A 21,899-nucleotide genomic window follows, 5' to 3' on the forward strand; every position below is an offset into this window, starting at 1 on the left:
CGTCCGCCACGCCCGCCATGTCGGTCACGTCCCTCGTGCGGCGAGTACCGCCGCCAGGTCGAGTCCCCGCGCCCGCTCGGTGTCCTCCCGGTACTTCAGCGCCGACCCCAGCGTCGCGATGGCGAGGTCCGCGTCGACCTCGCTCGCCCCGAGCGCGTCCAGGGCCTGCGCCCAGTCGATCGTCTCGGCCACCCCCGGCGGCTTGAGCAGGTCCTGCGCGCGCAGCGCCTGCACCAGCGCGGTCACCTGCTCGGCCAGCCGCGCCGACACCCCGGGCAGCCGGCGCCGGACGATGGCCAGCTCGCGGGCGAAGTCCGGATGGCCGAACCAGTGGTACAGGCAGCGTCGCTTGAGTGCGTCGTGCACCTCCCGGGTGCGGTTCGACGTCAGCACGACCACCGGCGGCACCTCGGCCCGTACGGTGCCCAGCTCCGGGATCGTCACCGAGAACTCCGACAGCAGCTCCAGCAGGAGCGCCTCGAACTCGTCGTCGGCCCGGTCGATCTCGTCGACGAGCAGTACGCACGGCTGCGTCTGAAGGGCTCGCAGCAGGGGCCGGGCGATCAGGAAGCGGCGGTCGTAGAGCTCGCCCTCCAGCCGGTCGGCGTCCGTGATCCCGGTCGCCTCGGCGGCCCGCAGATGCAGCAGCTGGCGGGGGAAGTCCCAGTCGTAGAGTGCCTGGGAGGCGTCGATGCCCTCGTGGCACTGGAGCCGGATCAGCGGAGCGTCCAGTGCCTCGGCGAGGGCGGTCGCCAGCGCGGTCTTGCCGACGCCAGGGTCGCCCTCGCAGAACACCGGCCGGTGCAGTTTCAGGGCGAGGAAGCAGGCCATGGCCAGTCCGTCGTCGAGGAGATACCCCGTCGCCTCCAGCCGGGCCCGCACCTCGTCCGGCCCGGAAGTCACCCGGTCCGGCCCGCCCGTTCCCGGCCCGGCAGCCGCCGCGTCCGCTCCACCGCTGATCGGCCTCACCCCATTCCGGCCGCGGTCAGCACCGCCCGCCGGGTGAGCACCTGCGCCAGGTGCTCCCGGTACTCGGGCGAACCCGAGGTGTCCCGGGGCGGCTGGGTGCCGTCCGCCGCCGACTGTGCGGCCCGCGCCACGGCCGGCGCGTCGTCGCAGCCGGCCAGGGTCTGCTCGGCCGCCGTGGCCCGCAGCGGGGTCGCGCCCATGTTGACCAGCCCGATCCGCGCCTCGGCGATCCGCCCGTTGTCGCGGCGCACCAGCGCCGCCACACCGACGATCGCGTAGGACTGCGCCACCCGCTGGAACTTCTCGTAGTGGAATCCCCAGCCGTCCGCCTTCGGCACCCGCACCTCGACCAGCAGCTCGTCGGGCTCCAGCACCGTCTCCAGATAGTTGACGAAGAACTCACGGGCCGGGACCGTGCGCCGGCCGCCCGGACCCGCGACGACCAGCTCACCGTCCATGGCGAGCACCGCCGCGGGCAGGTCCGCCGCCGGGTCCGCGTGCGCCAGCGAGCCGCCGAAGGTGCCCCGGTGCCGTACGGCCGGGTCGGCGACCGTGCGGGTGACGGCGGCCAGCAGCCCGGCGTGCCGGCGCACGAGCGGGTCGCGGACGACCTCGTGGTGCGTGGTCATCGCGCCGATGACGAGTGTGTCGCCGTCCTCACGCACCCCGCGCAGCCCGGGGACGCGGCCGACGTCCACCACCAGTTCCGGGAAGGCCAGCCGCAGCCTGAGCAACGGCAGCAGGCTCTGCCCGCCGGCCAGCACCTTCGCGTCCTCACCACCGTCGGCGAGCACGCGCAGCGCCTCGTCGAGGCTGGTGGGCCGGGCGTAGTCGAATGCCGGGGGGATCATGCGGAGGCCTCCTTCGCCGAGCGCACTGCCCGCCACACCCGTTCGGGCGTGCACGGCATCGTCACGTCGTTCACCCCGAGCGGCCGCAGCGCGTCCACGACCGCGCCGACCACGGCGGGCGTCGAGGCGATCGTCCCCGACTCGCCGACGCCCTTGACGCCCAGCGGGTTGGAGGTCGCCGGCGTCTCGGTCCGCTCCGTGACGAACTCCGGCAGATCACCGGCCACCGGGACCAGGTAGTCGGCCATCGTGCCGGTGACCAGGTTGCCCTCGTCGTCGTACACGGCCTCCTCGTACAGCGCCTGCGCGATGCCCTGGGCGAGGCCGCCGTGCACCTGGCCCTCCACGATCACCGGGTTGATCACCCGGCCCACGTCGTCGACGCAGACGTAGGAGCGGATCCGGGTCCGCCCGGTCTCCGTGTCGACCTCGACGGCGCACAGGTGCGTGCCGTGCGGGTACGAGAAGTTCTCCGGGTCGACCACCTGGTCGGCGTTGATGGTGGGCTCCATGCCGTCGGGCACGTCGTGCGAGGTGAACGTCTCGAACGCGATCTCCTGGATCGTCTTCCGGGCCTCGGGGGAGCCCTTGACGGTGAACACGCCGTCGGTGAAGTCCAGGTCGTTCTCGTTCGCCTCCAACAGGTGCGCGGCGACCTTGCGGGCCTTCTCCACCACCTTCCCGGCCGCGTGGTGCACCGCAGACCCGCCGACCACGAGGGACCGTGAACCGTACGTGTCCATGCCCTGTGGGGCCACTCTGGTGTCGCTGTGCACCACCTCGATGTCCTCGAACGGCACGCCCAGCACGTCGGCGGCGATCTGGCTCCAGCTCGTCACATGCCCCTGCCCGTGCGGGCTGGTGCCGGTGACCACCTCGACCTTGCCGGTGGGCAGCATGCGGATGCTCGCCGCCTCCCACCCGCCGGCCCCGTACCGCAGGTCCCGCAGCACCCGGCTCGGGGCGAGCCCGCACATCTCGGTGTACGTCGAGACGCCGATGCCGAGCCGTACGGGGTCGCCGCGCTCGTTGCGTTTCTGCTGCTCGGCGCGCAGGTCGTCGTACCCGAACAGCGCGAGAGCCTTCTCGGTGGCCGCCTCGTAGTTGCCGCTGTCGTACGTCAGACCCGCGATCGAGTCGTACGGGAACTCCTCGTGCCGGATCCAGTTCCGGCGCCGCACCTCGACGGGGTCGAGGCCGAGCTCGGCCGCCAGCTCGTCCATGATCCGCTCGATGGCGAACGTGGCTTCCGGGCGCCCGGCGCCGCGGTACGCGTCCGTCGGCGTTTTGGTGGTGAACACTCCGGTACAGGTGAAGTCGTAGGCGTCCATTTTGTAGATCGCCGGATACATGAAGGCGCCGAGGATCGGGATGCCGGGCGTGACCAGCATCAGATAGGCGCCCATGTCGGCGAGCAGCTCGACCTTCAGGCCCAGGAGTCTGCCCTCGCCGGTGGCGGCGACCTCGACGTCCTGGATCATGCCTCGGCCGTGGTGGGTGGCCAGGTAGCCCTCGGAACGCGACTCGGTCCACTTCACCGGCTGGCCCAGCCGCCGGGCGACCTCCAGTGCGACGGCCTCCTCGCCGTACACCTGGAGCTTGGAGCCGAACCCGCCACCCACATCCGGGGCGACCACCCGCAGCTTCTGCTCGGGGATCCCCGTGACCATCGCCAGCATCACCCGCAGGATGTGCGGGACCTGGGTCGCCGAGTAGACCGTGTACTCGCCGGAGGCGGCGAGCGGGGTGACGACGACCGCGCGCGGCTCCATCGCGTTGGCGATCAGTCGCTGCTGGTGGAAGCGGCGGGTGACGACCACGTCGGCACGCCGCTTGACCGTCTCGTAGTCCTCGCCGGTCTTCAGCGGCCACACGTAGCTGCGGTTGGTGCCCTTGTCCGCGTGGACCAGCGGGGCGTCCTCGGCGAGCGCCGCCTCCAGGTCGAGCACCGGCTCCAGCGGCTCGTAGTCGACCTCGACCGCCTCCAGCGCATCGGCCGCCGCGTACCGGTCGCGGGCCACCACGACCGCCACCGGGTCGCCCGCGTGCCGCACCTCGTCGACCGCGACCGGCGGGTGGTCCGGCAGCACGATGTCCTCGGTGACCGGCCAGGCGCAGGGCAGCGAACCGAGCCCTTCGGCCAGGTCACGGCCGCTGAACGCGGCCACCACCCCGGGGCGTTCGAGGGCGGGGGAGACGTCGACCCGCTCGATGCGGGCGTGCGCCATGGGGCTGCGCAGGAACGCGATGTGCAGCAGACCGGTGACGGAGATGTTGTCGGTCCAGTTGGTCTGCCCGGTGACCAGCCGGGCGTCCTCCTTGCGGAGCCGGCCCCGGCCCACCTCACGCTCGGCGCGCTGCCCGGTGCTGCGGTCGGTACTCTGATCCGTCATGCCGTGACCTCCTCCGAAGCGGCGGCAGCGGCGAGCACCGCGCGGACGATGTTCTGGTAACCGGTACAGCGGCACATGTTGCCCTCGAGCGCCTCGCGCACCTCGTCCGCGTCGGGGTCCGGGTTCTCGCGCAGCAGATCACGCGCTGCCATGATCATTCCGGGAGTGCAGTAGCCGCATTGCAGCGCGTGCTGCTCGTGGAAGGCCCGCTGCAGCGGCGTCCACTCGCCGCCCCGGGCCAGCCCTTGGACGGTGGTCACCTCGCCACCGTCGGCCTGGACGGCCAGCACCGAGCAGCTCTTCACACTCATGCCGTCCAGTTCGACCGTGCAGGCGCCGCAGCTCGAGGTGTCGCAGCCGACCGGGGTGCCGGTCAGACCGAGCCGGTCGCGCAGGTAATGAACCAGCAGCAGACGGGGTTCCACCTCGTCCTCGTATGCCGTGCCGTCCACTTTCACCGAGATGCGGGTCATGTGCCCTCCAGAGACCGTGCGGGCGGATACGGAGCGTCGGCGGACCTTGGGGTGACGAAGGTCACTCTATGGCCGGCCCTGGGGGACGGCGAGTGGTGCGGCACGGATCTGTTGAGCGTTGGTCGATTGCTACTGTTCGACGTGCGCACGACAGATTTCTGCGGGTGCCGGCGTCGACGCCGGCACCCGTGCTCCACTACCGGAGCGTGTGTGCCGACCGCGTCCTGTGTTCCTTGGCGTCCGGCCGAACCGGATCGCTCACTCGTCCCAGGCCTGGATCATCGTCTGCTCGGTGATCCTTCCGTCCCGCAGCGAGACCATCGACTCCGAGTACACCCGCACCCCGTCCGGGTACACACAGGTCTCGCTGAAGGCGGCCTGGTCGTCCTGGACGACGCACCGCTCCAACTGGTGTGTCATGTCACGGCTGTAGACGTCGTCGAGCATGGTGGCGATCTCGTCCCTGCCGTGCAGGACCATGGGGCGGCTGGGCTGGGTGTTGCGGTCCACGACGCGCAGCTCGGCGTCGTCCGCGTAGAGCGCCGTCAGGGGCGCAGCTGTCGGGGCCTCGAGCCCCCGGCGCAGTGTGTCAGTGCCGAAGCGAGGTGCTGCCGAGGTTGCCATGATGACCTCCTTCGAGGGCCTCGGCCCGGTCCGGAGAGGGCCACGCCGGGCCTCACCTACGAGCCTCCCCCCGCCCGCCGGGCACGGCAAGCCAGGCCCGCGCGTTCCTCCTGACTCGGCACAGCCCCCGCCGTCCGGACCCGATGGCCGCGCCCCCGCCGCCCCGGGGCGGCGGGGGCGCGGCCATCGGGAATCACCCGCCGGTCGCCAGGAATTGCGTCGCCGCCAGCTCCGCATACAGCGGATCGGCGGTCACCAGTTCCCGGTGCGTACCGACCGCGCGGACCCGGCCCGCGTCCATCACCACGATCCGGTCGGCCATCGTCACCGTCGACAGCCGGTGCGCGACCACCAGCACCGTCGTCGTCCGCGCCACATCGGCGACGGTGTCGCGCAGCGCCGCCTCGTTCACCGCGTCGAGCTGCGAGGTGGCCTCGTCGAGCAGCAGCAGCCGGGGACTGCGCAGCAGCGCGCGGGCGATCGCGACCCGCTGGCGCTCCCCGCCGGACAGCTTGGTGCCACGGTGCCCGACCAGCGTGTCGAGCCCCTCCGGGAGCTTGGCCACCAGATCGTCGAGCCGGGTTGTCTTCACCACCCGAGCCACCTCGTCGTCGTCCGCCTCCCGGTTCCCGAGCAGCAGATTGTCGCGCAGGGAACCCGACAGGACGGGCGCGTCCTGCTCCACATAGCCGATCGAGGACCGCAGCCGCGACAGCTCCCAGTCGGCCAGCTCCCGCCCGTCGAGGGTGATCATCCCGGAGTCCGGCTCGTAGAAGCGCTCGATGAGGGAGAAGACGGTGGTCTTGCCCGCGCCGGACGGACCGACGAACGCGGTCATGCCCCGCGCGGGCACGGCGAACGTCACCCCGTGATGCACGTACGGCAGATCGTCCGCGTAACGGAAACGCACGTCCTCGAAGGCGAGCGCGGCGGGCGCGGCACCCGGCGTGGGCAGGGCCGCGGGCCCCGCGGCAGGCTCGGCGGGCAGCCGCAGCGCCTCCTGGATCCGGGCCAGAGCGGCGCTGCCCGTCTGGTACTGCGTGATCGCGCCCACGACACTCTGGATCGGCATCATGAGGTAGAAGACGAACAGCAGGAACGCCACCAGCGTGCCGATGTCGATGGCGCCCGTCGCCACCCGGGCCCCGCCCACCGCGAGCACCGTGATGAACGCGACCTGCATCGAGAGCCCCGCCGTGTTGCCCGCCGCCGCCGACCACTTGGCGGCCCGCACGCTCTGCCGCCACGACTCCTCGGCCGCCTCGTGCAGGGCACGCTCCTCCCGCGGTTCGGCACCGGACGCCTTCACCGTGCGCAGCGCGCCCAGCACCCGCTCCAGTGAGGCCCCCATCACGCCGACCGCGTCCTGCGCCCGCCGGCTGGCCCGGCTGATGTGCGGCACGATCAGCGTGAGGACCGTCCCGGCGCCCGCGATCACGGCCAGGGTGACCCCCAGCAGCACCGGATCGACGAAACCCATCAGCGCGATGGTCGCGATCAGCGTCAGACCACCCGTGCCGAGGCCCACCAGCGAGTCCGTGGTGACCTCCCGCAGCAGTGTGGTGTCGGAGGTGATGCGGGCCATCAGGTCCCCCGGCTCGCTGCGGTCCACGGCCGTGATCCGCAGCCGCAGCAGATACGACGACAACGAGCGCCGCGCCCCCAGCACCACCGACTCGGCGGTGCGCCGCAGCACGTACGAACCCAGCGCGCCCAGCACGGCGTTGGCTATCACCAGGGCCGACATCAGCATCAGCGCGCCGGTGATGGTCTGATCGTTGGACAGGTCGTCGATCAGGTCGCGGGCGACCAGCGGCAGCATCAGGCCGGTCGCCCCCGTCAGCAGGGACAGCGAGGCGCCGCCCAGCAGGGCCCACCGGTGCGGCCGTACGTAACCGAGGAGCGCCCGCCAGGCGGGCGGGTTGGACTTCTGTGCTGCGATGCTCACGTCGCTCCCTCGGCGTCGGGCGGAGAGTTCAGGCTACGTCGCAGCGGTCCGCCCACGGGCCGTCGGGCCCGCCCTCGTGCACTCGGCACGAAACCCCCCGGCCCTCCCCACGTTCCGACCTGCCGTGGAGTCCACCGGTCGGTTCCCGCGCAGGTCGCGTAGGGTCGGAAGGAGGTACCACCGGGAGATGAAGGAGCCAGCACCATGGCGCAGGAAGTACGCGGCGTGATCGCACCGGGCAAGGGCGAGCCGGTACGCATCGAGACGATCGTCGTACCCGACCCGGGGCCGGGTGAGGCGGTCGTCCGCATCCAGGCCTGCGGGGTGTGCCACACCGACCTGCACTACAAGCAGGGTGGCATCAACGACGACTTCCCCTTCCTCCTCGGCCACGAGGCCGCGGGTGTCGTGGAGTCGGTGGGCGACGACGTCACCGACGTCGCCCCCGGTGACTTCGTCGTCCTCAACTGGCGCGCGGTGTGCGGCGCGTGCCGCGCCTGTCTGCGCGGACGCCCCTGGTACTGCTTCGACACGCACAACGCGAAGCAGAAGATGACCCTCGCCTCGACGGGCCAGGAACTCTCCCCGGCCCTGGGCATCGGAGCCTTCGCCGAGAAGACGCTCGTCGCCGCCGGCCAGTGCACCAAGGTCGATCCCGCGGTCTCCCCGCAGGTCGCCGGACTGCTCGGCTGCGGCGTCATGGCGGGCATCGGCGCCGCGATCAACACCGGCAACGTCGGCCGGGGCGACTCCGTCGCGGTCTTCGGCTGCGGTGGCGTCGGCGACGCGGCCATCGCCGGGGCCCGGCTCGCCGGAGCGGCGAAGATCATCGCCGTCGACATCGACGACCGCAAGCTGGAGACCGCCCGCTCCATGGGTGCCACCCACACCGTCAACTCCCGCAAGACCGACCCGGTCGAGGCGATCCGCGGACTCACCGGCGGCTTCGGCGCCGACGTCGTCATCGAGGCCGTAGGCCGACCCGAGACGTACGAACAGGCCTTCTACGCCCGTGACCTGGCGGGCACCGTCGTCCTCGTCGGCGTGCCCACCCCGGAGATGAAGCTCGAACTGCCGCTCCTCGACGTGTTCGGCCGCGGCGGCTCCCTGAAGTCGTCCTGGTACGGCGACTGCCTGCCCTCACGCGACTTCCCGATGCTGATCGACCTGCACCAGCAGGGCCGCCTGGACCTCGGCGCGTTCGTCACCGAGACCATCCAGCTCGACGAGGTCGAGAAGGCCTTCGAACGGATGCACAAGGGCGACGTCCTGCGCTCGGTGGTGGTGCTCTGATGACCACTCGCATCGAACACCTCGTCACCTCCGGACAGTTCAGCCTCGACGGCGGCACCTGGGACGTCGACAACAACGTGTGGATCGTCGGCGACGACCACGAGGTGATCGTCATCGACGCCGCCCACGACGCCGACGCCATCGTCGAGGCGGTGGGCGACCGCCGCCTGAAGGCGATCGTGTGCACCCACGCCCACAACGACCACATCGACGCCGCGCCGGCCCTCGCCGACCGCACCGGTGCCACCATCTGGCTGCACCACGACGATCTGCCGCTGTGGAAGCAGACCCACCCGGACCGCGATCCCGACGCCTGGCTGGTCGACGGCCAGGTGATCGAAGCGGCCGGCGCCGACCTCACGGTGCTGCACACGCCGGGGCACGCGCCCGGCGCGGTCTGCCTGTACGACGCCGGGCTCGCCACCGTGTTCACCGGAGACACCCTGTTCCAGGGCGGTCCCGGCGCCACCGGCCGCTCGTTCTCCCATTTCCCGACGATCGTCGACTCGATCCGGGAGCGGCTGCTCACGCTCCCGCCGGAGACGAAGGTGCGCACCGGCCACGGCGACTCGACCACCATCGGCGCGGAGGCCCCGCACCTCGAGGAGTGGATCGCCCGCGGCCACTGAGGCCGCTCCGGCGACTTCGCCCCGGTGCCCGGCGCGGTCATGTCCGACCGGGCGACTGCCGGGAAAAGGTGACAGAGGATGTCCGGCTTACCCGTCACTCTCGTAGCGACAGCAGATCGCTGTCACGCGTGACGGGAGGCCGGACATGCCGGAGTCGACCACCGGGTCGTCGCAGAACAAGGTCGCACTGGTCGCCGGGGCGACCCGGGGAGCCGGACGGGGCATCGCCGTCGAACTGGGCGCGGCGGGCGCCACCGTCTACGTCACCGGACGCAGCACCCGCGCCGAGCGCTCCGAGTACGACCGCCCCGAGACCATCGAGGACACCGCCGACCTGGTCACCGAGGCAGGCGGACGGGGCATCGCCGTCCCCACCGACCACCTGGACCCCGCCCAGGTCAAGACCCTCGTCGACCGCATCGCCGCCGAGCAGGGCCGCCTCGACGTCCTCGTCAACGACATCTGGGGCGGCGAGAAGCTCTTCGAGTGGGACGCTCCCGTCTGGGAGCACGACCTGGACAAGGGGCTGCGCCTGCTCCGGCTCGCGGTGGACACGCACGCCGTCACCAGCCACCACGCCCTGCCGCTGCTGCTGCGCCACCCCGGCGGCCTGGTCGTGGAGGTCACCGACGGCACCGCGGACTACAACCGCGACACCTACCGCGTCTCCTTCTTCTACGACCTCGCCAAGACGGCCGTCCTGCGCATGGCCTTCGCCCTCGGCCACGAACTCGGCCCACGCGGCGCCACCGCGGTGGCCCTCACCCCGGGCTGGCTCCGCTCGGAGATCATGCTCGACGAGTTCGGGGTGCGGGAGGACAACTGGCGGGACGCCCTGCCCCGCGTCCCCCACTTCGCCATCTCGGAGACCCCGCGCTATGTGGGGCGGGCCGTCGCCGCGCTCGCCGCCGACCCGCGGGTGTCCCGCTTCAACGGCACCTCCCTCTCCAGTGGCGGCCTCGCCCGGGAGTACGGCTTCACCGACCTCGACGGCAGCCGTCCGGACGCCTGGCGCTACCTCGTCGAGGTCCAGGACCCGGGTAGGCCGGCGGACGTCACGGGGTATCGCTGACGGTCCGCCCGCCCTGCCGCGGTGACCGGCGGTCACCCCTTCGGGGCGTCCCCGAAGTCCGGGATCTCCAGCCTGGTGCCACCCTGCAACGCCGACTGGTGGGCGACGATGCCGGGCAGGGTGTAGCGGGCGGCGACCCACGCGTTCACCGAGGGCAGGGTGCGGGTGTTCACGGCGGTCACGAAGTCGTCCACGAGGTAGTGGTGGCTGCCCTCGTGGCCGTTGGGCAGCAGGTCGAACTCGCGGGGAAGCCGGGACCGATCGTGCACCGCCGCCGATCCCGAAGTGAAGGCGGAGCGTAGCTTGGGCGCCACGTGCCGGAGGGACGGGTCGTCCGGGGACAGGGTCTCCTTGGGCTGCAGCAGCTCGCTGATGTCCTGGACGCCGCTCTTGTCCTGCCACAGTGCGACCGTGGCGAGCTGCTCCATGCTCGCCTCCGTACCGAAGAACCGGAACCGCGACTCCCTGATGTGCGAGGGATAGCCGACCCGCCGGAACTCGTTCGTGCGGAACGCGCCACCGCCCGCCACCTCGAACAGGGCCGTGGCGTTGGAGAAGTCGTTGTCGAACCGGCTGATCTCCTTGTCGAAGACGCCGTCCCCACGTTCGTCCCTGACGCCGATCGCGGAGACGCCGATCGCGTGCGTTTGCCAGGCGCCCAGCACCCCGCCCACCGCGTGTGTCGGGTACAGCATCGGGGGATAGCTGGCGGTGGCCTTCCAGTTGTCGCCACCGCTGTACCGGTACGCCTCGTAGAAGCCGAGGTCCATGTCGTGGACGTAGTCGCCTTCGGCGTAGAACAGCCGGCCGAAGGCGCCTTCGGCGATCCGGTCGCGGGCGTGGACCGTTGCCGGATGGTACTGGCTGGTCTCACCCATCATGTACGTCAGACCGGTCGTCTTGACGGCGCCGATGATCGCCGCGATCTCCTCCGTACGGATCGCCATGGGGACCGCCGAGTACACGTGCTTGCCCGCGTCGAGAGCCTGAAGCACCAGGGGGCCGTGGGTCCAGCGCTGGGTGAAGATCGCGACCGCGTCGATCCGCGGCGACTCCAGCATGGCCCCGTACGACGGGAAGGTGCCGGCGAGTCCCTGCGCGGCGGCGAGCTGCCGGGCCCGCTCGGGCAGCAGGTCGGTGACGTGGATGTCACCGACGCCGGGGTGTGCCTGGAACAGGGTGGCGAACTGGCCGGAGAACTGGCCGGCGCCGACGATGCCGAGCGAGAACGTCATGGAATGCGTGCCCTTTCACTGGGAGGGAACGAGGCCGGTCCGCGACGCGCACACGCAGGCCGCGTAGTGGGTGATCGGGGAGCTGAACGTCGGGAAGTCCTTTCGGCCGGCGGCCGCCTCCTCGGTGCCCTTCGGAGGGTCGGGGAACACAATGCCGCAATGGCCCCCGGTACGGGGGCACTTGTCCGACACCGGACGGTTCGCTCATGTCGACGGGGACTCCGTCGGCTCGCAGGCCGCGAGGGCTTCCGCACCCACCGTCATCCGTCGACCGCGCCGGGCGGGGAGGGGCCGGGGAGGCCGGGAGGGGTGCCATCCGGGGGTGGGGAATGTGAACTCGCCCATGTTCCATGGCAGATGGACGTGATCAGCGACACTGTCCGGTATGCCTGGTTGGCTTATGATTACTCACGCGGCTTTCACACCGGTGGCCCTATGCTTCACAACATGTCCACCACTCTTGAACCTTCATCCGAGCGATCGGCTGCCGAGGTCAACGAGGAGATCCGGGCCCTGTGGCTCCGGTCGGGCGGGACACTGAGCGGCGAGCAGCGCGCGGAGTACCAGCGTCTCGTCCAGGAGTGGGCCGAGGCCTTCCCGGAGCGGGCCGAGGCGGCCTGAGGCGCCGCACAGGCCCCGTCGTCCGTCATCCTCGCCGGGCTTCTTCCGCTCGGCCCCTCGGCCTCGGCTCGGGCCCTGATCCCGGCTGTATCCCCGGCCCGGCTCGCCGGCCCGGGCGCATCGCCGTTCTCGTGGCCCGGGCCGCCTGTGTCACGTGTGAGCGTCCTCACCGGCGCCCGGGCTCCGGTGTCCGCGCGCGGGTACCGGTACCGGTACCCGGCTCAGCCCCATGTCGTCGAGTAGTACCGCTGGTACGCCTTGCGGTCCTGCTCCGCGCGGATCCAGCGGGTCGCCACGAGGGCCATCAGGCTGCCCCCGATGACCAGCATCCCGGGTCCCACGTTCCGCGGGTCGGCCAGGCGGGACAGCAGCGTCGACGCGTTGATCCCCGCCGCCGGCGAACCCGGTGACGCGGCGTCCGGGGCCGCCGCCGCGCCCGCCGAAGCCGACGGAGCGGGAGCGGTCGTGTCCGCGCCGCCCTCGGCCTTCGGGGCCACCAGGAGGTCCACCTTCAGCTGCGCCAGCGCCTTCGTGACCGGCTGGAAGAACGTCGTACCGCTCGTCTGCCGGCAGTCTCCGCTGCCGCCCGACGTCACCCCGAGCGCGATGCCCTCGGAGAACATCGGGCCGCCGCTGTCACCGGGTTCGGCGCACACGTTGGTCTCGATGAGGCCGCTGACCGTACCCTCCGGATAGTTCACCGTCGCGTTGAGCGCGGTCACCTCCCCGTCGCGCAGTCCGCTCGTACTGCCGCTGCGGAACACCCGCTGGCCGACGGTGGGGTCGCCCACGCCGGTGATCCGTACGCCCTGGCCGTCGCCGACCGACACGACACCGGCGCCTTCGCCCACCCGGCCCCCGTCGTACTCGATCAGGGAGTAGTCGTCGCCGGGGAAACTGCCGCCGACCGTGGTGCCGACCTTCTTCCTGCCCCCGTCGTCGGCGAACCAGACCGACCCGTCCGGCCCGCAGTGCCCGGCCGTGAGGATGAACTCACGCTTGCCGTCGGTCACGTTGAAGCCCGCGGAACAGCGCCCGGCGGTCGACAGGATGGGTTCCGCCCCGTTGATCCGCGTGGTGAAGGTGCCCTCGGTGCGCTCCATACGGACGAAACCACCGGCCCCCTCCGCGACCCGGGTCAGGTCGGACCAGTCGTTCGCGGACACCGTGCTGTCGCCGCGGACCACCACCTCGTTGGACCGGTAGTCCAGCGCCCAGGCCGTCCCCGGCACGCGCGGCGCCGAACCCAGCGTCTTCGTGGCCGACTTCAGATCGCGCATGCTGTGGCGCACCATCTTCGGGTCGGCGCCGGCCTCCCGCACCTCGGCCGCCGCCTTCTCGTCGGTGACCGCGACGACCGTTCGTCCGTCCTCGCCGAGCCAGCTGCCCGCACTGCGGGAGGTGCCGAGCCGCGCCACGAGGGCGGAGCCGGGGCCGGTGCCCTCCTCGGCCGCGGCGTACGGAACCGGGTCCGGCGCCGGCGGTTCACTTGCGACGGCGCGGGTCACCATCGTCGCTCCGAGGAGGAGTCCGCCGACGGCCGCCAGCCGTGCCACTCGCCGGACGACCCGTCGTCGTGCGTGCCTCATGCAAGACTCCCGAACCAGAACAGCGCGGTGCGAACACCACGGGGCCTCCGCTGAGTCGAGTGCCCTCAGTCCATACGGACGCGGGCCCCGCGGTGTTCACCGCCGGAGCGATCCGATGTGCGGGAGGCGTCGGCCCGCGTGTCGAAAGGCCCGGCGTAGGCATGGGGCGGCGCCCACGACGGGCAGGAGACGGTGCTCGAACACTAGACTGCCGGGTATGGACGACGCGTTGCTCGAACGGCTCGGAGCGGGAAAGTACCTGCTGGTCACCAGCTACCGGCGGAACGGTACGCCGGTGGCCACCCCGGTGTGGGTGGTGCGGGACGGGAACGCGCTCGGGGTCTGGACCGTCGCCGACTCCTGGAAGGTCAAGCGGATCCGGGCCCGCGCCGACGTCCTGGTCGGCCCCTGCGACGTGCGCGGCCGTCCGACCGGCGGCCAGGTCCCGGCCACCGCGGAGATCTGCGATGCGGCCACCACCGCCCGCTACCGCGGGCTGATCGGCCGCAAGTACGGCCTACCGGGTCGGCTGACGCTGCTCGGCAGCCGGCTGCGCCGGGGCCGGGACGGCACCGTCGGTCTCCGCGTCACCCTGGCCGGCTGAACCCGGGCCGCCCGGACTCGGGCCGCCCGGACCGGTTCCGGGCGGTCAGGTCCAGGCGCGGTAGGGCTCGTCGACGAGCTGGAAGACCGGCTCGCCGCGCACCGGGTCCTTGGCCGTGGACAGCCGTACCCGGTCCCCGCTGTGGATGCCGATGGGCGGGCCCATGACCCGGCCGCGGATGACGAAGCCCTCGGCCATCTCGATCAGGGACACGTTCCTGGCGGCCGGCGTATTGCGGTGCAGCGTCGTGGAGTGACGGACCGTGCCGACGCCCGCGCTGTGCTCCGTGCGCAGGTCGCTGCCCTGACAGACGGGGCACAGCAGCCGGTGGTACATCGCGGTGCCGCACCACGTGCACCGCTGGAAGGCCATGGCCTCCGCGCTGTTCGCGCCCTGGGGTGCGAGCAGCCCCGTCGTGGCGCCGGCTGCCTGCTGAGCCACGCTTCCTGAGTGGTGGTACACGCTGGTCAACTCCCTGCACTCGGCCGCCATCCCGCGTGCACGATGCCCGGCACGCACGTGCCCGGTGTGTCGTGTGCCACCGTGCACAGCGACAGCGTATGGCACTCAGTGCCACCCGTAAAGGCACTCCGTACCCCTTCTTTGCGTCCACCGCGTCCCCGGGCTGTTTCTATACCTGCGTATCAATTCATATGATCAAGCCTCTGTCGTCCTCCGAGGAGCCCCGCATGGCGCCCGCCCACCCCCGTCCCCGCCTCCTGTACGTCACCGACCTGGCGTATCCGGCCCGCGGGCGCCGTTACGGCGACGAGGACGCCCACCTCACCTCCCGGCTGCGCGCCGACTTCGACCTGGCGCTCTGCCACCCGCGGGACACCGCCGCGCTGCTGGACGGCTTCGACGCCGTGGTCGTCCGTAACAGCGGCCCGGTGCTGACGTACCCGGAGGCCTACGAAGCCTTCCGCCGGCGGGCCATGGAGACCGGGAAGCCGGTCTACAACCCGCTCACCGGCCGGGGCGACATGGCGGGCAAGCAGTACCTGCTCGAACTGAGCGCCGCCGGGCGGCCGGTGATCCCCACCGTCGACCGCGCCGAGGACCTGCGACTGCTGCCCGCGGCGGACCGGTACGTGGTCAAACCCAGGCTCGGTGCCGACTCGATGGGGCTGCGCGTCGTCGCCGGGGACACCGTGCGGGAGTTCATCGACGGCAGCGTCCTGGTGCAGCCGCACATCGACTTCGCGTACGAGGTCTCCTTCTACTTCGTCGACCACGACCTCCAGTACGCCCTGTACGCCCCGGACCCCGGCCGGCGCTGGCAGCTGGAGCCCTACGAAGTCACCCCGCGCGACCTGGAGTTCGCCCGGAGCTTCATCGACTGGAACACCCTCGACCACGGCATCCAGCGGGTCGACGCCTGCCGCGCCCCGGACGGCGAACTGCTGCTGGTCGAGTTGGAGGACCTGAACCCGTACTTGTCCCTCGACGCCCTGGGCGCGGAGTCCCGGGAGTCCTTCGTGTCCGCCATGACGGCTTCCCTGCACCGTTTTCTGCGCGCCGCCGGCTGAACTTCCGCCCCTCTGGGCGCGTATCTCTTCTCGTGGGCGGCTCCGCCCTCGTGCGCAGCGGAAGGAGAGCAGCGTGCCGACGCCGTCCGACCCCGGGCAGCCGCACGACGGCCCGCCCCTCGAGCCCGTCCGCGTCCTGCGCCCGCGCCGCACGGACGCCCTCGCCGAACTGTTCAAGGAGTTCGAACGGGAGGAGTGCGGAGACTACGAGTCCGTCACCCTGCCCCGGCCGGCGACCGGCGCGGAGGACGAGACACAGGAGCTCCCGTCGGTCGCTCCCGAACCGCCCGCCCGGCCGCCGACGACCGTGCCCGGCCCCGCCGACGAGAGCTTCACCCACCACGGTCCGGCATCCGGGCGCACGCCACCCGGCCGCCGTGCGCCCCAAGGCCCCTCGTGCGACAGCACTGGGCCCGGCCGGACCTCACGCACCCCCGTGCGTCCGCCCCCGCACGGCCCCGCGACGCGGCGGGCAGCCGTGGCGATCGCCGTGGCCGCGGCGGCGGTACTGGGTTTCGGCGGTGCGGTCCTGCTCCTGGGGCAGCGCGCCGAGGACCGAGCCGTGCCGGACCCGCGCCCCTCCGCGAGCCCGCCCGCGACAGCGCCCGCCACGCCGCCCGAGCGGGCCCCGGCCGCCCCCGGATTCCTCAGCGAGGGCGACTCGGGCCCCGAGGTGGCCGAACTCCAGGAACGCCTCCTGCGCGTCCCGGACGTCTACCGCGACGGCGCCACCGGCGGCCGTTATGACGCCACCCTGTCCGCGGCCGTCGCCCGGTTCCAGCTCTGGTACGGCGTCCAGGGGGACGAGACCGGCGTCTACGGCGACGACACCCGCCGCGCGCTGGAGTCCCGTACGGGGTGACGCCCGACCGGTGCGTTCCGAGCCGGTGCGTTCCGACCGGTCAGCGACCCGATTCCACCAGGGCCCGAGTGACCGCGCGCACGCTGCGCGCGATGTGCTGCAACTGCAGGACCTCGGCCGCGTACAGCTTGATCGTGTGCTCGATGACTCCTTCGTGCAGGCCGAGCCGGGGCAGGTCGGCCCGTGCCGTCTGCAGGGCGGTGCGCGTCACTCGGATCTCGTGCTCGACCTGGATCTGGGCGTGCCGCGCCAGCAGGACGGGGTGCCGGATGAACGCGGGGTAGCTCGCGTAGCGCGCCGGCACCAGCTCGCGCAGCCACTTGGCCGCCGAGCGTTCCCAGTCGTAGCTGCCGGGTGCCTTGACCTGGCAGGGCCAGTCCGGACTGAGGCGCGTGGAGGTCACGGTCATGATCATCGCTTCCGGGTGTGCGGCGTCGCTGGGGTGGGCGACGGGTGGGGCGGCCCTGGTCCGGCGCGGCCGTCGGAGCGGGTAGGAGCCGGCGGGTTCGGACGTTCGTGCAGGTGTCCGGTCGGGGCCGGCGTCATCCGCTGCGAAGGTGTCTGGCTGCGCAAGGGCGGACCGTCGGCTTTCCGGGCGGAGCGGGTGATGACGCGGTGGATGGGGATCGCGGTCCGGAGTGGACATGTCGTGATCCGTCAGCAGTATTTACATATGCCATGTGGTTTGCAAGGTGCATGAAAACATTCATGCGTGCTTTGAAGTGAAAGGTCCGCTTGGCGGTGCCGGCGGGGAACGGGTCCTGAGGGGCTCAGTGCCTGAGGAAGAACTGGTGCTGGTCGGCGACCTGCTCGTACTCGTCGAGCAGGGCCTGTGTCCGCTCCGGGTCCGCATCCGTCATGGCCTGGAGCAGCGCCGCGCACATCACGTCCGGAGTCGCGTACGAGTCGAACACCAGGCGTGAACCGGTACCGGTGGCGAAGGTGACGTCGGCCTCGTCCGCGAGGGGCCCAGTGCCCGGTCGGTGATGAGTGCGACCTTCAGTCCGGCGTCCCGGGCGACCCGCACCGCAGTCAGGGTCTCCTGGGCGTGCCGCGACATGGAGAAAGCCAGCACCCAGATGCCGCTTGGTTCACGCACGGTGGCGACCAGACTTGAGCGATACCGAGCGATACCGAGCGATACCGAGCGATACCGAGGGCTGCCGGGCGGCCGACGTTCGTACGGGCCCGCGTCACCGCCGGTAGAGGGTGATGGAGTGGCCGACGTCGTCGACCGGGCGGCTGCTGTCGATCAACTCGGCCAACCTGCCGGTCGCCTTGGCCGCCGCCGAGTCCGACACGGCCAGCACCCCGTGCACCCGGCCCGGCGGCAGCCGGAGCGGATCGGTGGCGCGGATGCCGTAGTACGACGGCACCCCGCTGCCCTTGTACACCAGCCAGATCCGCTCACCCCGGTACCGCTCGCGCAGTCGGTCGGCGAGCCGGCCGAGATCCTGGCCCCAGTCCACATTGGAGTCGTGCAGCCGCAGCCGGGTCTTCGCGGGGCCGCCGAAGGCCTCGTTGGCGTACGGCAGATAGTACGGATACGCTCGCAGCGAGCCGGCCGCGACGAACGCCACCAGCACCGCGGCGACCACCGGCACCCACCGTCGGCGCACCGCGACCAGGCACCCCGCCGCCATCGCGAGGAACATCGGCAGGAACAGGGCGTACCGCGTGCCGAAGTCCCGGCTGCCGTACATGGCGGCGGCCAGCAGCACCGCCGGGGCCGCCAGCAGGTAGGACGCCGCGGGCCGCAGCCGCCGCACCGCCACCACCACGACGGTTCCGGCGGCCCACAGCGAGAGCGCGCCGAGCGGCGTTTTCACCAGCAGCGCGGCCGGCAGGTAGTACCAGAGGGAACCGCTGTAGAGCCTGCCGAACAGAAAGCCCTCCCATGGGTGGTTCTCGAGGGCGAACTGGATGCGCATGCCGTCCCGGTACGGCTCCGGAAACGGCATCAGCTCCACGGCCAGGCCCCGCAGTCCGCGCACCACGGGCACCTGCTGCTGCGGAGCCCAGCGCAGTCGCGGATCGACGGCCAGATATGTGGCCCAGACGACGGCGACCGCGATCAGCCCGACGACCACGCAACCGGCGAGCGCCCGCAGCAGCCGGCGCCCCGCCACACCCGTGGACGCGTACCGGACGGACACCGCGGCGAGCGCCAACACCACCGGAACCACGGGCAGGGTGCTCATCTTCGTCGCCAGCGCAGCCCCCAACGCCGCACCCACGAGCGGCAGATGGAGCCGGGGCCGCAGCCGGGCCCGCCACAGCAGCCACACCGCGGTCAGGACGAACCCGGCGGCCGGTACGTCGAGCGTCGCCAGCGAACCGTGAGCGATCACGTCGGGGGAGAGGCAGTACAGCGCGAGCGCGACCAAAGCGCCCGCGTCACCCGCGAGTTGGCGGGCGAAGGCGAACACCACGAGCCCGAACAGCAGCGTCAGTGCGATCACCGGAAGACGGGCCCACAGCATCAGCCGCCAGGGATCGTTGCCCGACTCGTACAGCAGATGCCGCCCCAACTCGCTCTGGCTTCCGCGGAAGCCGGGATCGAGGTGCGGATCCGCGACCGCGACCCCGGCGGCGACCACCAGCTTCCCGAGCGGTGGATGCTCGGGGTTGTACCGCAGGCTGTGCTCCTCCAGAAACACGGCGGCCGTGCCCACGTACACCGGCTCGTCGATCGTCGGCGTCTGCCACACGGCGGCGGTCACCATCGCGACGGCCATCTGCCCGAGCAGCAGCACCATCAACACGGCCACCAGCCACCGCCGCCCCGGCCCGGGCGAGTGGACCACGGCCGCCACCGCCGGCACAGGGCCCCGCTCACCCCGGCCGAGCAACGCTCGCTGCTGCCCGCGCCCCACCGAAAGCCGACTCATGCCGCCCCACTCTCGCACCGCCGAACCCCGGACGGGTGTCAAGGGGCCGGTGGGTCGTGCCGTTCCTTCGGGGCGGACCCAGGGTGCGCCCGGCGACCGTCAGGGAGTGCGCCGCGCGACGGCCGGCGCGTGAGCGGCGAGGTCCGCCAGCGGGCCGCCGCTCAGCCGGCACACCGTCCAGTCGTCCAGGAACTCCGCCCCGAGCGACCGGTAGAAGCCGATCGCCGGCTCGTTCCAGTCCAGCACCACCCACTCGAAGCGCTCGAAACCGTTCTCCTGGCAGATCGCCGCGAGGGCGGCCAGTAGTGCCTTGCCATGCCCGGCACCCCGGGTGTGCGGGCGTACAAAGAGGTCCTCCAGATACATCCCGCGCGTGCCGGTCCAGGTGGAGAAACGCGGGAACCACAGGGCGAAGCCCGCGATCCGGCCGTCGGCGTCGTCCTCGGAGATCAGGACGGACGCGGCGGGGTGCGCGCCGAACAGGGCTTCGCGCAGCTGCTCCTCGGTGGCGCGGGCCTGCGCGGCGGCCTTCTCGTAGGCGGCGAGTTCGCGGATCATCGCGTGGATCTCGGGGACGTCGTGCACGGTGGCGGTTCGAATCATGGACCGGAGCATGAGTCACCGGACCGAGCCGCGTCCATCGGCAGCAGCTAGTACTCCAGCAGTACTTCGTGGCTTGAAGTGGGGAAACGTCGAGCGGTGGGAGTGTAGCGGGCAGGATGCCGTCACGGACGGCTTCTGCCCACAGGCCCCTCGAAGGAGTGCCCACGACGGCAAGGTCGACCCGGGCCCTGGGAAGCCTCAGGCCGTGATCACCGAACAGGCAGCCGAGACCTGGGACCGCGACCTGGACCACCTCTTCACCACCATCGGGCACCACTTCGGCCGCATCGAACCACGCCGCCGCATGCGGGACTACGTGCGCGCACTGCTCGCCCCGGTGGCCCGCAAAAACAGCTGGCAACTCGCCGAACACGCCGGACACTCCACCCCCGACGGACTGCAGCACCTGCTCTCCCGAGCCCGCTGGAACCCCGACGACATCCGCGACGACCTGCAGACCTACGTCGCCGAACACCTCGGCCGCCCCGACGGGGTACTGATCATCGACGACACCGGGTTCCTGAAGAAGGGCACCACCTCCGCCGGAGTCCAAAGGCAGTACTCCGGCACCGCAGGCCGCACCGAGAACTGCCAGATCGGCGTCTTCGCCGCCTACGCCAGCACGGCCGGCCGCGCCCTGGTGGACCGGGAGCTCTACCTGCCCAAGTCCTGGACCGGTGACCGCGACCGCTGCCGCGCGGCCAAGATCCCCGATCAGCGGGAGTTCGCCACCAAGAACACCCTCGCGGCGACGATCGTCCGCAGGGCGCTGGCCTCGCCGCTGCCGATCGCCTGGGTGACGGCGGACGCCGCCTACGGACAGGACAACCGCTTCCGCCGGATGCTGGAAACATCCGGCGTCGGCTACGTCCTGGCCGTTCCCAAGTCCCAGTTCTCCCTGGCCGGCCCGCGCATCGACATGGTCTTCGACCAGGCCCCCGAACAGGCCTGGGAACGCCGTTCCTGCGGCGCGGGAGCCAAGGGGCAGCGCGAGTACGACTGGGCGGCCGTGCAGTTGCGCCCGGTGGCCGAGTACGACTACCAGGACGGTGTGCTGATCCGTCGACGGTGGGCGCTGGCACGGCGCAGCGTGAGCCGGCCGGACGAGATCGCCTACTACCTCGGCTATGCGCCGCTGGATGTCGGCGTGGACGTGCTGGTGCGCGTCGCCGGCGTCCGGTGGGTGATCGAGGAGTGTTTCCAGGCGGCGAAGAACGAGTGCGGTCTGGACGAGTACGAGGTCCGCCGCTACGTGGGCTGGTACCGGCACATCACCCTCGCCATGCTCGCCCACGCCTTCCTCGCCGTGATGAGCGCGCAAGCAGCCGAAAAGGGGGGTCTACCAGTGAGGATGCAGAGGTCATCGCGCTCACTGTGGCAGAAGTGCGGCGGCTCCTGGCAGCTCGTGCGCCCCGAGATCCCCGCGCCCGCACCCGCGCGCTGAGTTGGTCGCGGTGGCGCCGACGACGCCAGGCGGTGGCCCGCCGCTGCCACTATCGCCGTCGTGGGCACTCCTTCGAGGGGCCTGTGGGCAGAAGCCGTCCGTGACGGTATCCCGCCCGCTACACTCCCACCGCTCGACGTTTCCCCACGTCAAGCCACGAAGTACTGCTGGAGTACTAGGGCCTGTATCCGGTTGCGATCAATCTGCGAGTTCCGTCCCCTCATCGGGGGCGGATCAGGTAGTCCGTAGTGCATGACGCGAGCGCAACT

20 protein-coding genes and 1 pseudogene are annotated in these 21,899 nt (G+C 71.5%); 8 read left to right on the forward strand and 13 right to left on the reverse strand.

The window, feature by feature from the left end; genetic code table 11:
- Positions 1 to 24 precede the first annotated feature (24 nt).
- The 6 genes from ACFYQA_RS31870 to ACFYQA_RS31895 form a co-directional block, all read right to left on the reverse strand.
- The gene (locus ACFYQA_RS31870) at positions 25 to 882 is read right to left on the reverse strand and encodes an AAA family ATPase (protein WP_388925383.1); all 858 of its coding nucleotides are present in this window, start codon (positions 880 to 882) and stop codon (positions 25 to 27) included.
- 83 nt (positions 883 to 965) lie between these two features.
- Complete coding sequence (locus ACFYQA_RS31875; protein ID WP_388925327.1) at positions 966 to 1,820, reverse strand: FAD binding domain-containing protein; 855 nt, start codon at positions 1,818 to 1,820, stop codon at positions 966 to 968.
- Positions 1,817 to 4,213, reverse strand: a complete 2,397-nt coding sequence (locus ACFYQA_RS31880) for a xanthine dehydrogenase family protein molybdopterin-binding subunit (protein ID WP_388925330.1) — start codon at positions 4,211 to 4,213, stop codon at positions 1,817 to 1,819. Before ACFYQA_RS31880 ends, ACFYQA_RS31875 begins: the two co-directional genes overlap by 4 nt.
- The gene (locus ACFYQA_RS31885) at positions 4,210 to 4,686 is read right to left on the reverse strand and encodes a (2Fe-2S)-binding protein (RefSeq protein WP_388925333.1); all 477 of its coding nucleotides are present in this window, start codon (positions 4,684 to 4,686) and stop codon (positions 4,210 to 4,212) included. Before ACFYQA_RS31885 ends, ACFYQA_RS31880 begins: the two co-directional genes overlap by 4 nt.
- Before the next feature lie 258 nt (positions 4,687 to 4,944).
- Positions 4,945 to 5,310 carry a nuclear transport factor 2 family protein gene (locus ACFYQA_RS31890; protein WP_388925336.1) on the reverse strand — a complete coding sequence of 122 codons (366 nt, stop codon included), beginning with the start codon at positions 5,308 to 5,310 and terminating at the stop codon, positions 4,945 to 4,947.
- A gap of 193 nt (positions 5,311 to 5,503) precedes the next feature.
- Positions 5,504 to 7,258: an ABC transporter ATP-binding protein gene (locus tag ACFYQA_RS31895; RefSeq protein WP_388925339.1), complete on the reverse strand. Its 1,755-nt coding sequence runs from the start codon at positions 7,256 to 7,258 to the stop codon at positions 5,504 to 5,506.
- A gap of 204 nt (positions 7,259 to 7,462) precedes the next feature.
- Between ACFYQA_RS31895 and ACFYQA_RS31900 the strand changes: the two genes are divergently transcribed.
- The 3 genes from ACFYQA_RS31900 to ACFYQA_RS31910 all read left to right on the forward strand — a co-directional run bounded on the left by ACFYQA_RS31900 (position 7,463) and on the right by ACFYQA_RS31910 (position 10,252).
- Positions 7,463 to 8,551 (forward strand): S-(hydroxymethyl)mycothiol dehydrogenase, encoded by a 1,089-nt coding sequence (locus tag ACFYQA_RS31900; RefSeq protein WP_388925342.1) that lies wholly within the window; start codon positions 7,463 to 7,465, stop codon positions 8,549 to 8,551.
- Entirely contained in the window at positions 8,551 to 9,180 is a 630-nt protein-coding gene (locus tag ACFYQA_RS31905; RefSeq protein ID WP_332432446.1) for an MBL fold metallo-hydrolase, read from the forward strand. Before ACFYQA_RS31900 ends, ACFYQA_RS31905 begins: the two co-directional genes overlap by 1 nt.
- A gap of 145 nt (positions 9,181 to 9,325) precedes the next feature.
- The gene (locus tag ACFYQA_RS31910; RefSeq protein WP_388925346.1) at positions 9,326 to 10,252 is read left to right on the forward strand and encodes an SDR family oxidoreductase; all 927 of its coding nucleotides are present in this window, start codon (positions 9,326 to 9,328) and stop codon (positions 10,250 to 10,252) included.
- 32 nt (positions 10,253 to 10,284) lie between these two features.
- Here the strand turns inward: ACFYQA_RS31910 and ACFYQA_RS31915 are convergent, their stop codons facing one another.
- On the reverse strand, positions 10,285 to 11,487 hold the full coding sequence (locus ACFYQA_RS31915) for a Gfo/Idh/MocA family protein (protein ID WP_388925349.1): 1,203 nt from the start codon (positions 11,485 to 11,487) through the stop codon (positions 10,285 to 10,287).
- Positions 11,488 to 11,922: 435 nt separating this feature from the next.
- Between ACFYQA_RS31915 and ACFYQA_RS31920 the strand changes: the two genes are divergently transcribed.
- Positions 11,923 to 12,108 (forward strand): hypothetical protein, encoded by a 186-nt coding sequence (locus ACFYQA_RS31920; protein WP_388925352.1) that lies wholly within the window; start codon positions 11,923 to 11,925, stop codon positions 12,106 to 12,108.
- 221 nt (positions 12,109 to 12,329) lie between these two features.
- Here the strand turns inward: ACFYQA_RS31920 and ACFYQA_RS31925 are convergent, their stop codons facing one another.
- Positions 12,330 to 13,697 carry a S1 family peptidase gene (locus tag ACFYQA_RS31925; protein ID WP_388925355.1) on the reverse strand — a complete coding sequence of 456 codons (1,368 nt, stop codon included), beginning with the start codon at positions 13,695 to 13,697 and terminating at the stop codon, positions 12,330 to 12,332.
- 217 nt (positions 13,698 to 13,914) lie between these two features.
- Between ACFYQA_RS31925 and ACFYQA_RS31930 the strand changes: the two genes are divergently transcribed.
- Positions 13,915 to 14,301, forward strand: a complete 387-nt coding sequence (locus tag ACFYQA_RS31930) for a PPOX class F420-dependent oxidoreductase (RefSeq protein ID WP_388925358.1) — start codon at positions 13,915 to 13,917, stop codon at positions 14,299 to 14,301.
- Between the two features lie 45 nt (positions 14,302 to 14,346).
- Here ACFYQA_RS31930 and ACFYQA_RS31935 read toward each other — a convergent pair whose 3' ends face one another.
- Complete coding sequence (locus tag ACFYQA_RS31935; RefSeq protein ID WP_388925361.1) at positions 14,347 to 14,763, reverse strand: Zn-ribbon domain-containing OB-fold protein; 417 nt, start codon at positions 14,761 to 14,763, stop codon at positions 14,347 to 14,349.
- A gap of 227 nt (positions 14,764 to 14,990) precedes the next feature.
- Here ACFYQA_RS31935 and ACFYQA_RS31940 point away from each other — a divergent pair, with 227 nt between their 5' ends.
- On the forward strand, positions 14,991 to 15,830 hold the full coding sequence (locus tag ACFYQA_RS31940; protein ID WP_388925364.1) for a hypothetical protein: 840 nt from the start codon (positions 14,991 to 14,993) through the stop codon (positions 15,828 to 15,830).
- A 73-nt stretch (positions 15,831 to 15,903) separates the two neighbouring features.
- Positions 15,904 to 16,692 (forward strand): peptidoglycan-binding protein, encoded by a 789-nt coding sequence (locus ACFYQA_RS31945; protein WP_388925368.1) that lies wholly within the window; start codon positions 15,904 to 15,906, stop codon positions 16,690 to 16,692.
- 40 nt (positions 16,693 to 16,732) lie between these two features.
- Here the strand turns inward: ACFYQA_RS31945 and ACFYQA_RS31950 are convergent, their stop codons facing one another.
- The 4 genes and pseudogenes from ACFYQA_RS31950 to ACFYQA_RS31965 all read right to left on the reverse strand — a co-directional run bounded on the left by ACFYQA_RS31950 (position 16,733) and on the right by ACFYQA_RS31965 (position 20,186).
- Positions 16,733 to 17,107, reverse strand: a complete 375-nt coding sequence (locus tag ACFYQA_RS31950) for a hypothetical protein (protein WP_388925371.1) — start codon at positions 17,105 to 17,107, stop codon at positions 16,733 to 16,735.
- A 355-nt stretch (positions 17,108 to 17,462) separates the two neighbouring features.
- A pseudogene (locus tag ACFYQA_RS31955) lies at positions 17,463 to 17,788 on the reverse strand (MurR/RpiR family transcriptional regulator); the annotation flags it as partial.
- Positions 17,789 to 17,885: 97 nt separating this feature from the next.
- Positions 17,886 to 19,451 carry an ArnT family glycosyltransferase gene (locus ACFYQA_RS31960; protein ID WP_388925386.1) on the reverse strand — a complete coding sequence of 522 codons (1,566 nt, stop codon included), beginning with the start codon at positions 19,449 to 19,451 and terminating at the stop codon, positions 17,886 to 17,888.
- Positions 19,452 to 19,682: 231 nt separating this feature from the next.
- Entirely contained in the window at positions 19,683 to 20,186 is a 504-nt protein-coding gene (locus tag ACFYQA_RS31965; protein WP_388925374.1) for a GNAT family N-acetyltransferase, read from the reverse strand.
- A 205-nt stretch (positions 20,187 to 20,391) separates the two neighbouring features.
- On the opposite strand from ACFYQA_RS31965, the gene ACFYQA_RS31970 reads away from it, so the two are divergent.
- Positions 20,392 to 21,630 (forward strand): IS701 family transposase, encoded by a 1,239-nt coding sequence (locus tag ACFYQA_RS31970; RefSeq protein WP_388925377.1) that lies wholly within the window; start codon positions 20,392 to 20,394, stop codon positions 21,628 to 21,630.
- Positions 21,631 to 21,899: the final 269 nt, after the last annotated feature.

It is taken from the genome of Streptomyces sp. NPDC005774 (assembly GCF_042871645.1).
Taxonomy (GTDB): Bacteria; Actinomycetota; Actinomycetes; order Streptomycetales; family Streptomycetaceae; genus Streptomyces; species Streptomyces pratens.

Coding starts and splice junctions, on each gene's coding strand:
- ACFYQA_RS31875 (WP_388925327.1), bottom strand. CDS start 1,820: ATGATCCCCCCGGCATTCGACTACGCCCGGCCCACCAGCCTCGACGAG.
- ACFYQA_RS31880 (WP_388925330.1), bottom strand. CDS start 4,213: ATGACGGATCAGAGTACCGACCGCAGCACCGGGCAGCGCGCCGAGCGT.
- ACFYQA_RS31885 (WP_388925333.1), bottom strand. CDS start 4,686: ATGACCCGCATCTCGGTGAAAGTGGACGGCACGGCATACGAGGACGAG.
- ACFYQA_RS31890 (WP_388925336.1), bottom strand. CDS start 5,310: ATGGCAACCTCGGCAGCACCTCGCTTCGGCACTGACACACTGCGCCGG.
- ACFYQA_RS31900 (WP_388925342.1), top strand. CDS start 7,463: ATGGCGCAGGAAGTACGCGGCGTGATCGCACCGGGCAAGGGCGAGCCG.
- ACFYQA_RS31905 (WP_332432446.1), top strand. CDS start 8,551: ATGACCACTCGCATCGAACACCTCGTCACCTCCGGACAGTTCAGCCTC.
- ACFYQA_RS31910 (WP_388925346.1), top strand. CDS start 9,326: ATGCCGGAGTCGACCACCGGGTCGTCGCAGAACAAGGTCGCACTGGTC.
- ACFYQA_RS31915 (WP_388925349.1), bottom strand. CDS start 11,487: ATGACGTTCTCGCTCGGCATCGTCGGCGCCGGCCAGTTCTCCGGCCAG.
- ACFYQA_RS31920 (WP_388925352.1), top strand. CDS start 11,923: ATGCTTCACAACATGTCCACCACTCTTGAACCTTCATCCGAGCGATCG.
- ACFYQA_RS31925 (WP_388925355.1), bottom strand. CDS start 13,697: ATGAGGCACGCACGACGACGGGTCGTCCGGCGAGTGGCACGGCTGGCG.
- ACFYQA_RS31930 (WP_388925358.1), top strand. CDS start 13,915: ATGGACGACGCGTTGCTCGAACGGCTCGGAGCGGGAAAGTACCTGCTG.
- ACFYQA_RS31940 (WP_388925364.1), top strand. CDS start 14,991: ATGGCGCCCGCCCACCCCCGTCCCCGCCTCCTGTACGTCACCGACCTG.
- ACFYQA_RS31950 (WP_388925371.1), bottom strand. CDS start 17,107: ATGATCATGACCGTGACCTCCACGCGCCTCAGTCCGGACTGGCCCTGC.
- ACFYQA_RS31960 (WP_388925386.1), bottom strand. CDS start 19,451: ATGGTGCTGCTGCTCGGGCAGATGGCCGTCGCGATGGTGACCGCCGCC.
- ACFYQA_RS31965 (WP_388925374.1), bottom strand. CDS start 20,186: ATGATTCGAACCGCCACCGTGCACGACGTCCCCGAGATCCACGCGATG.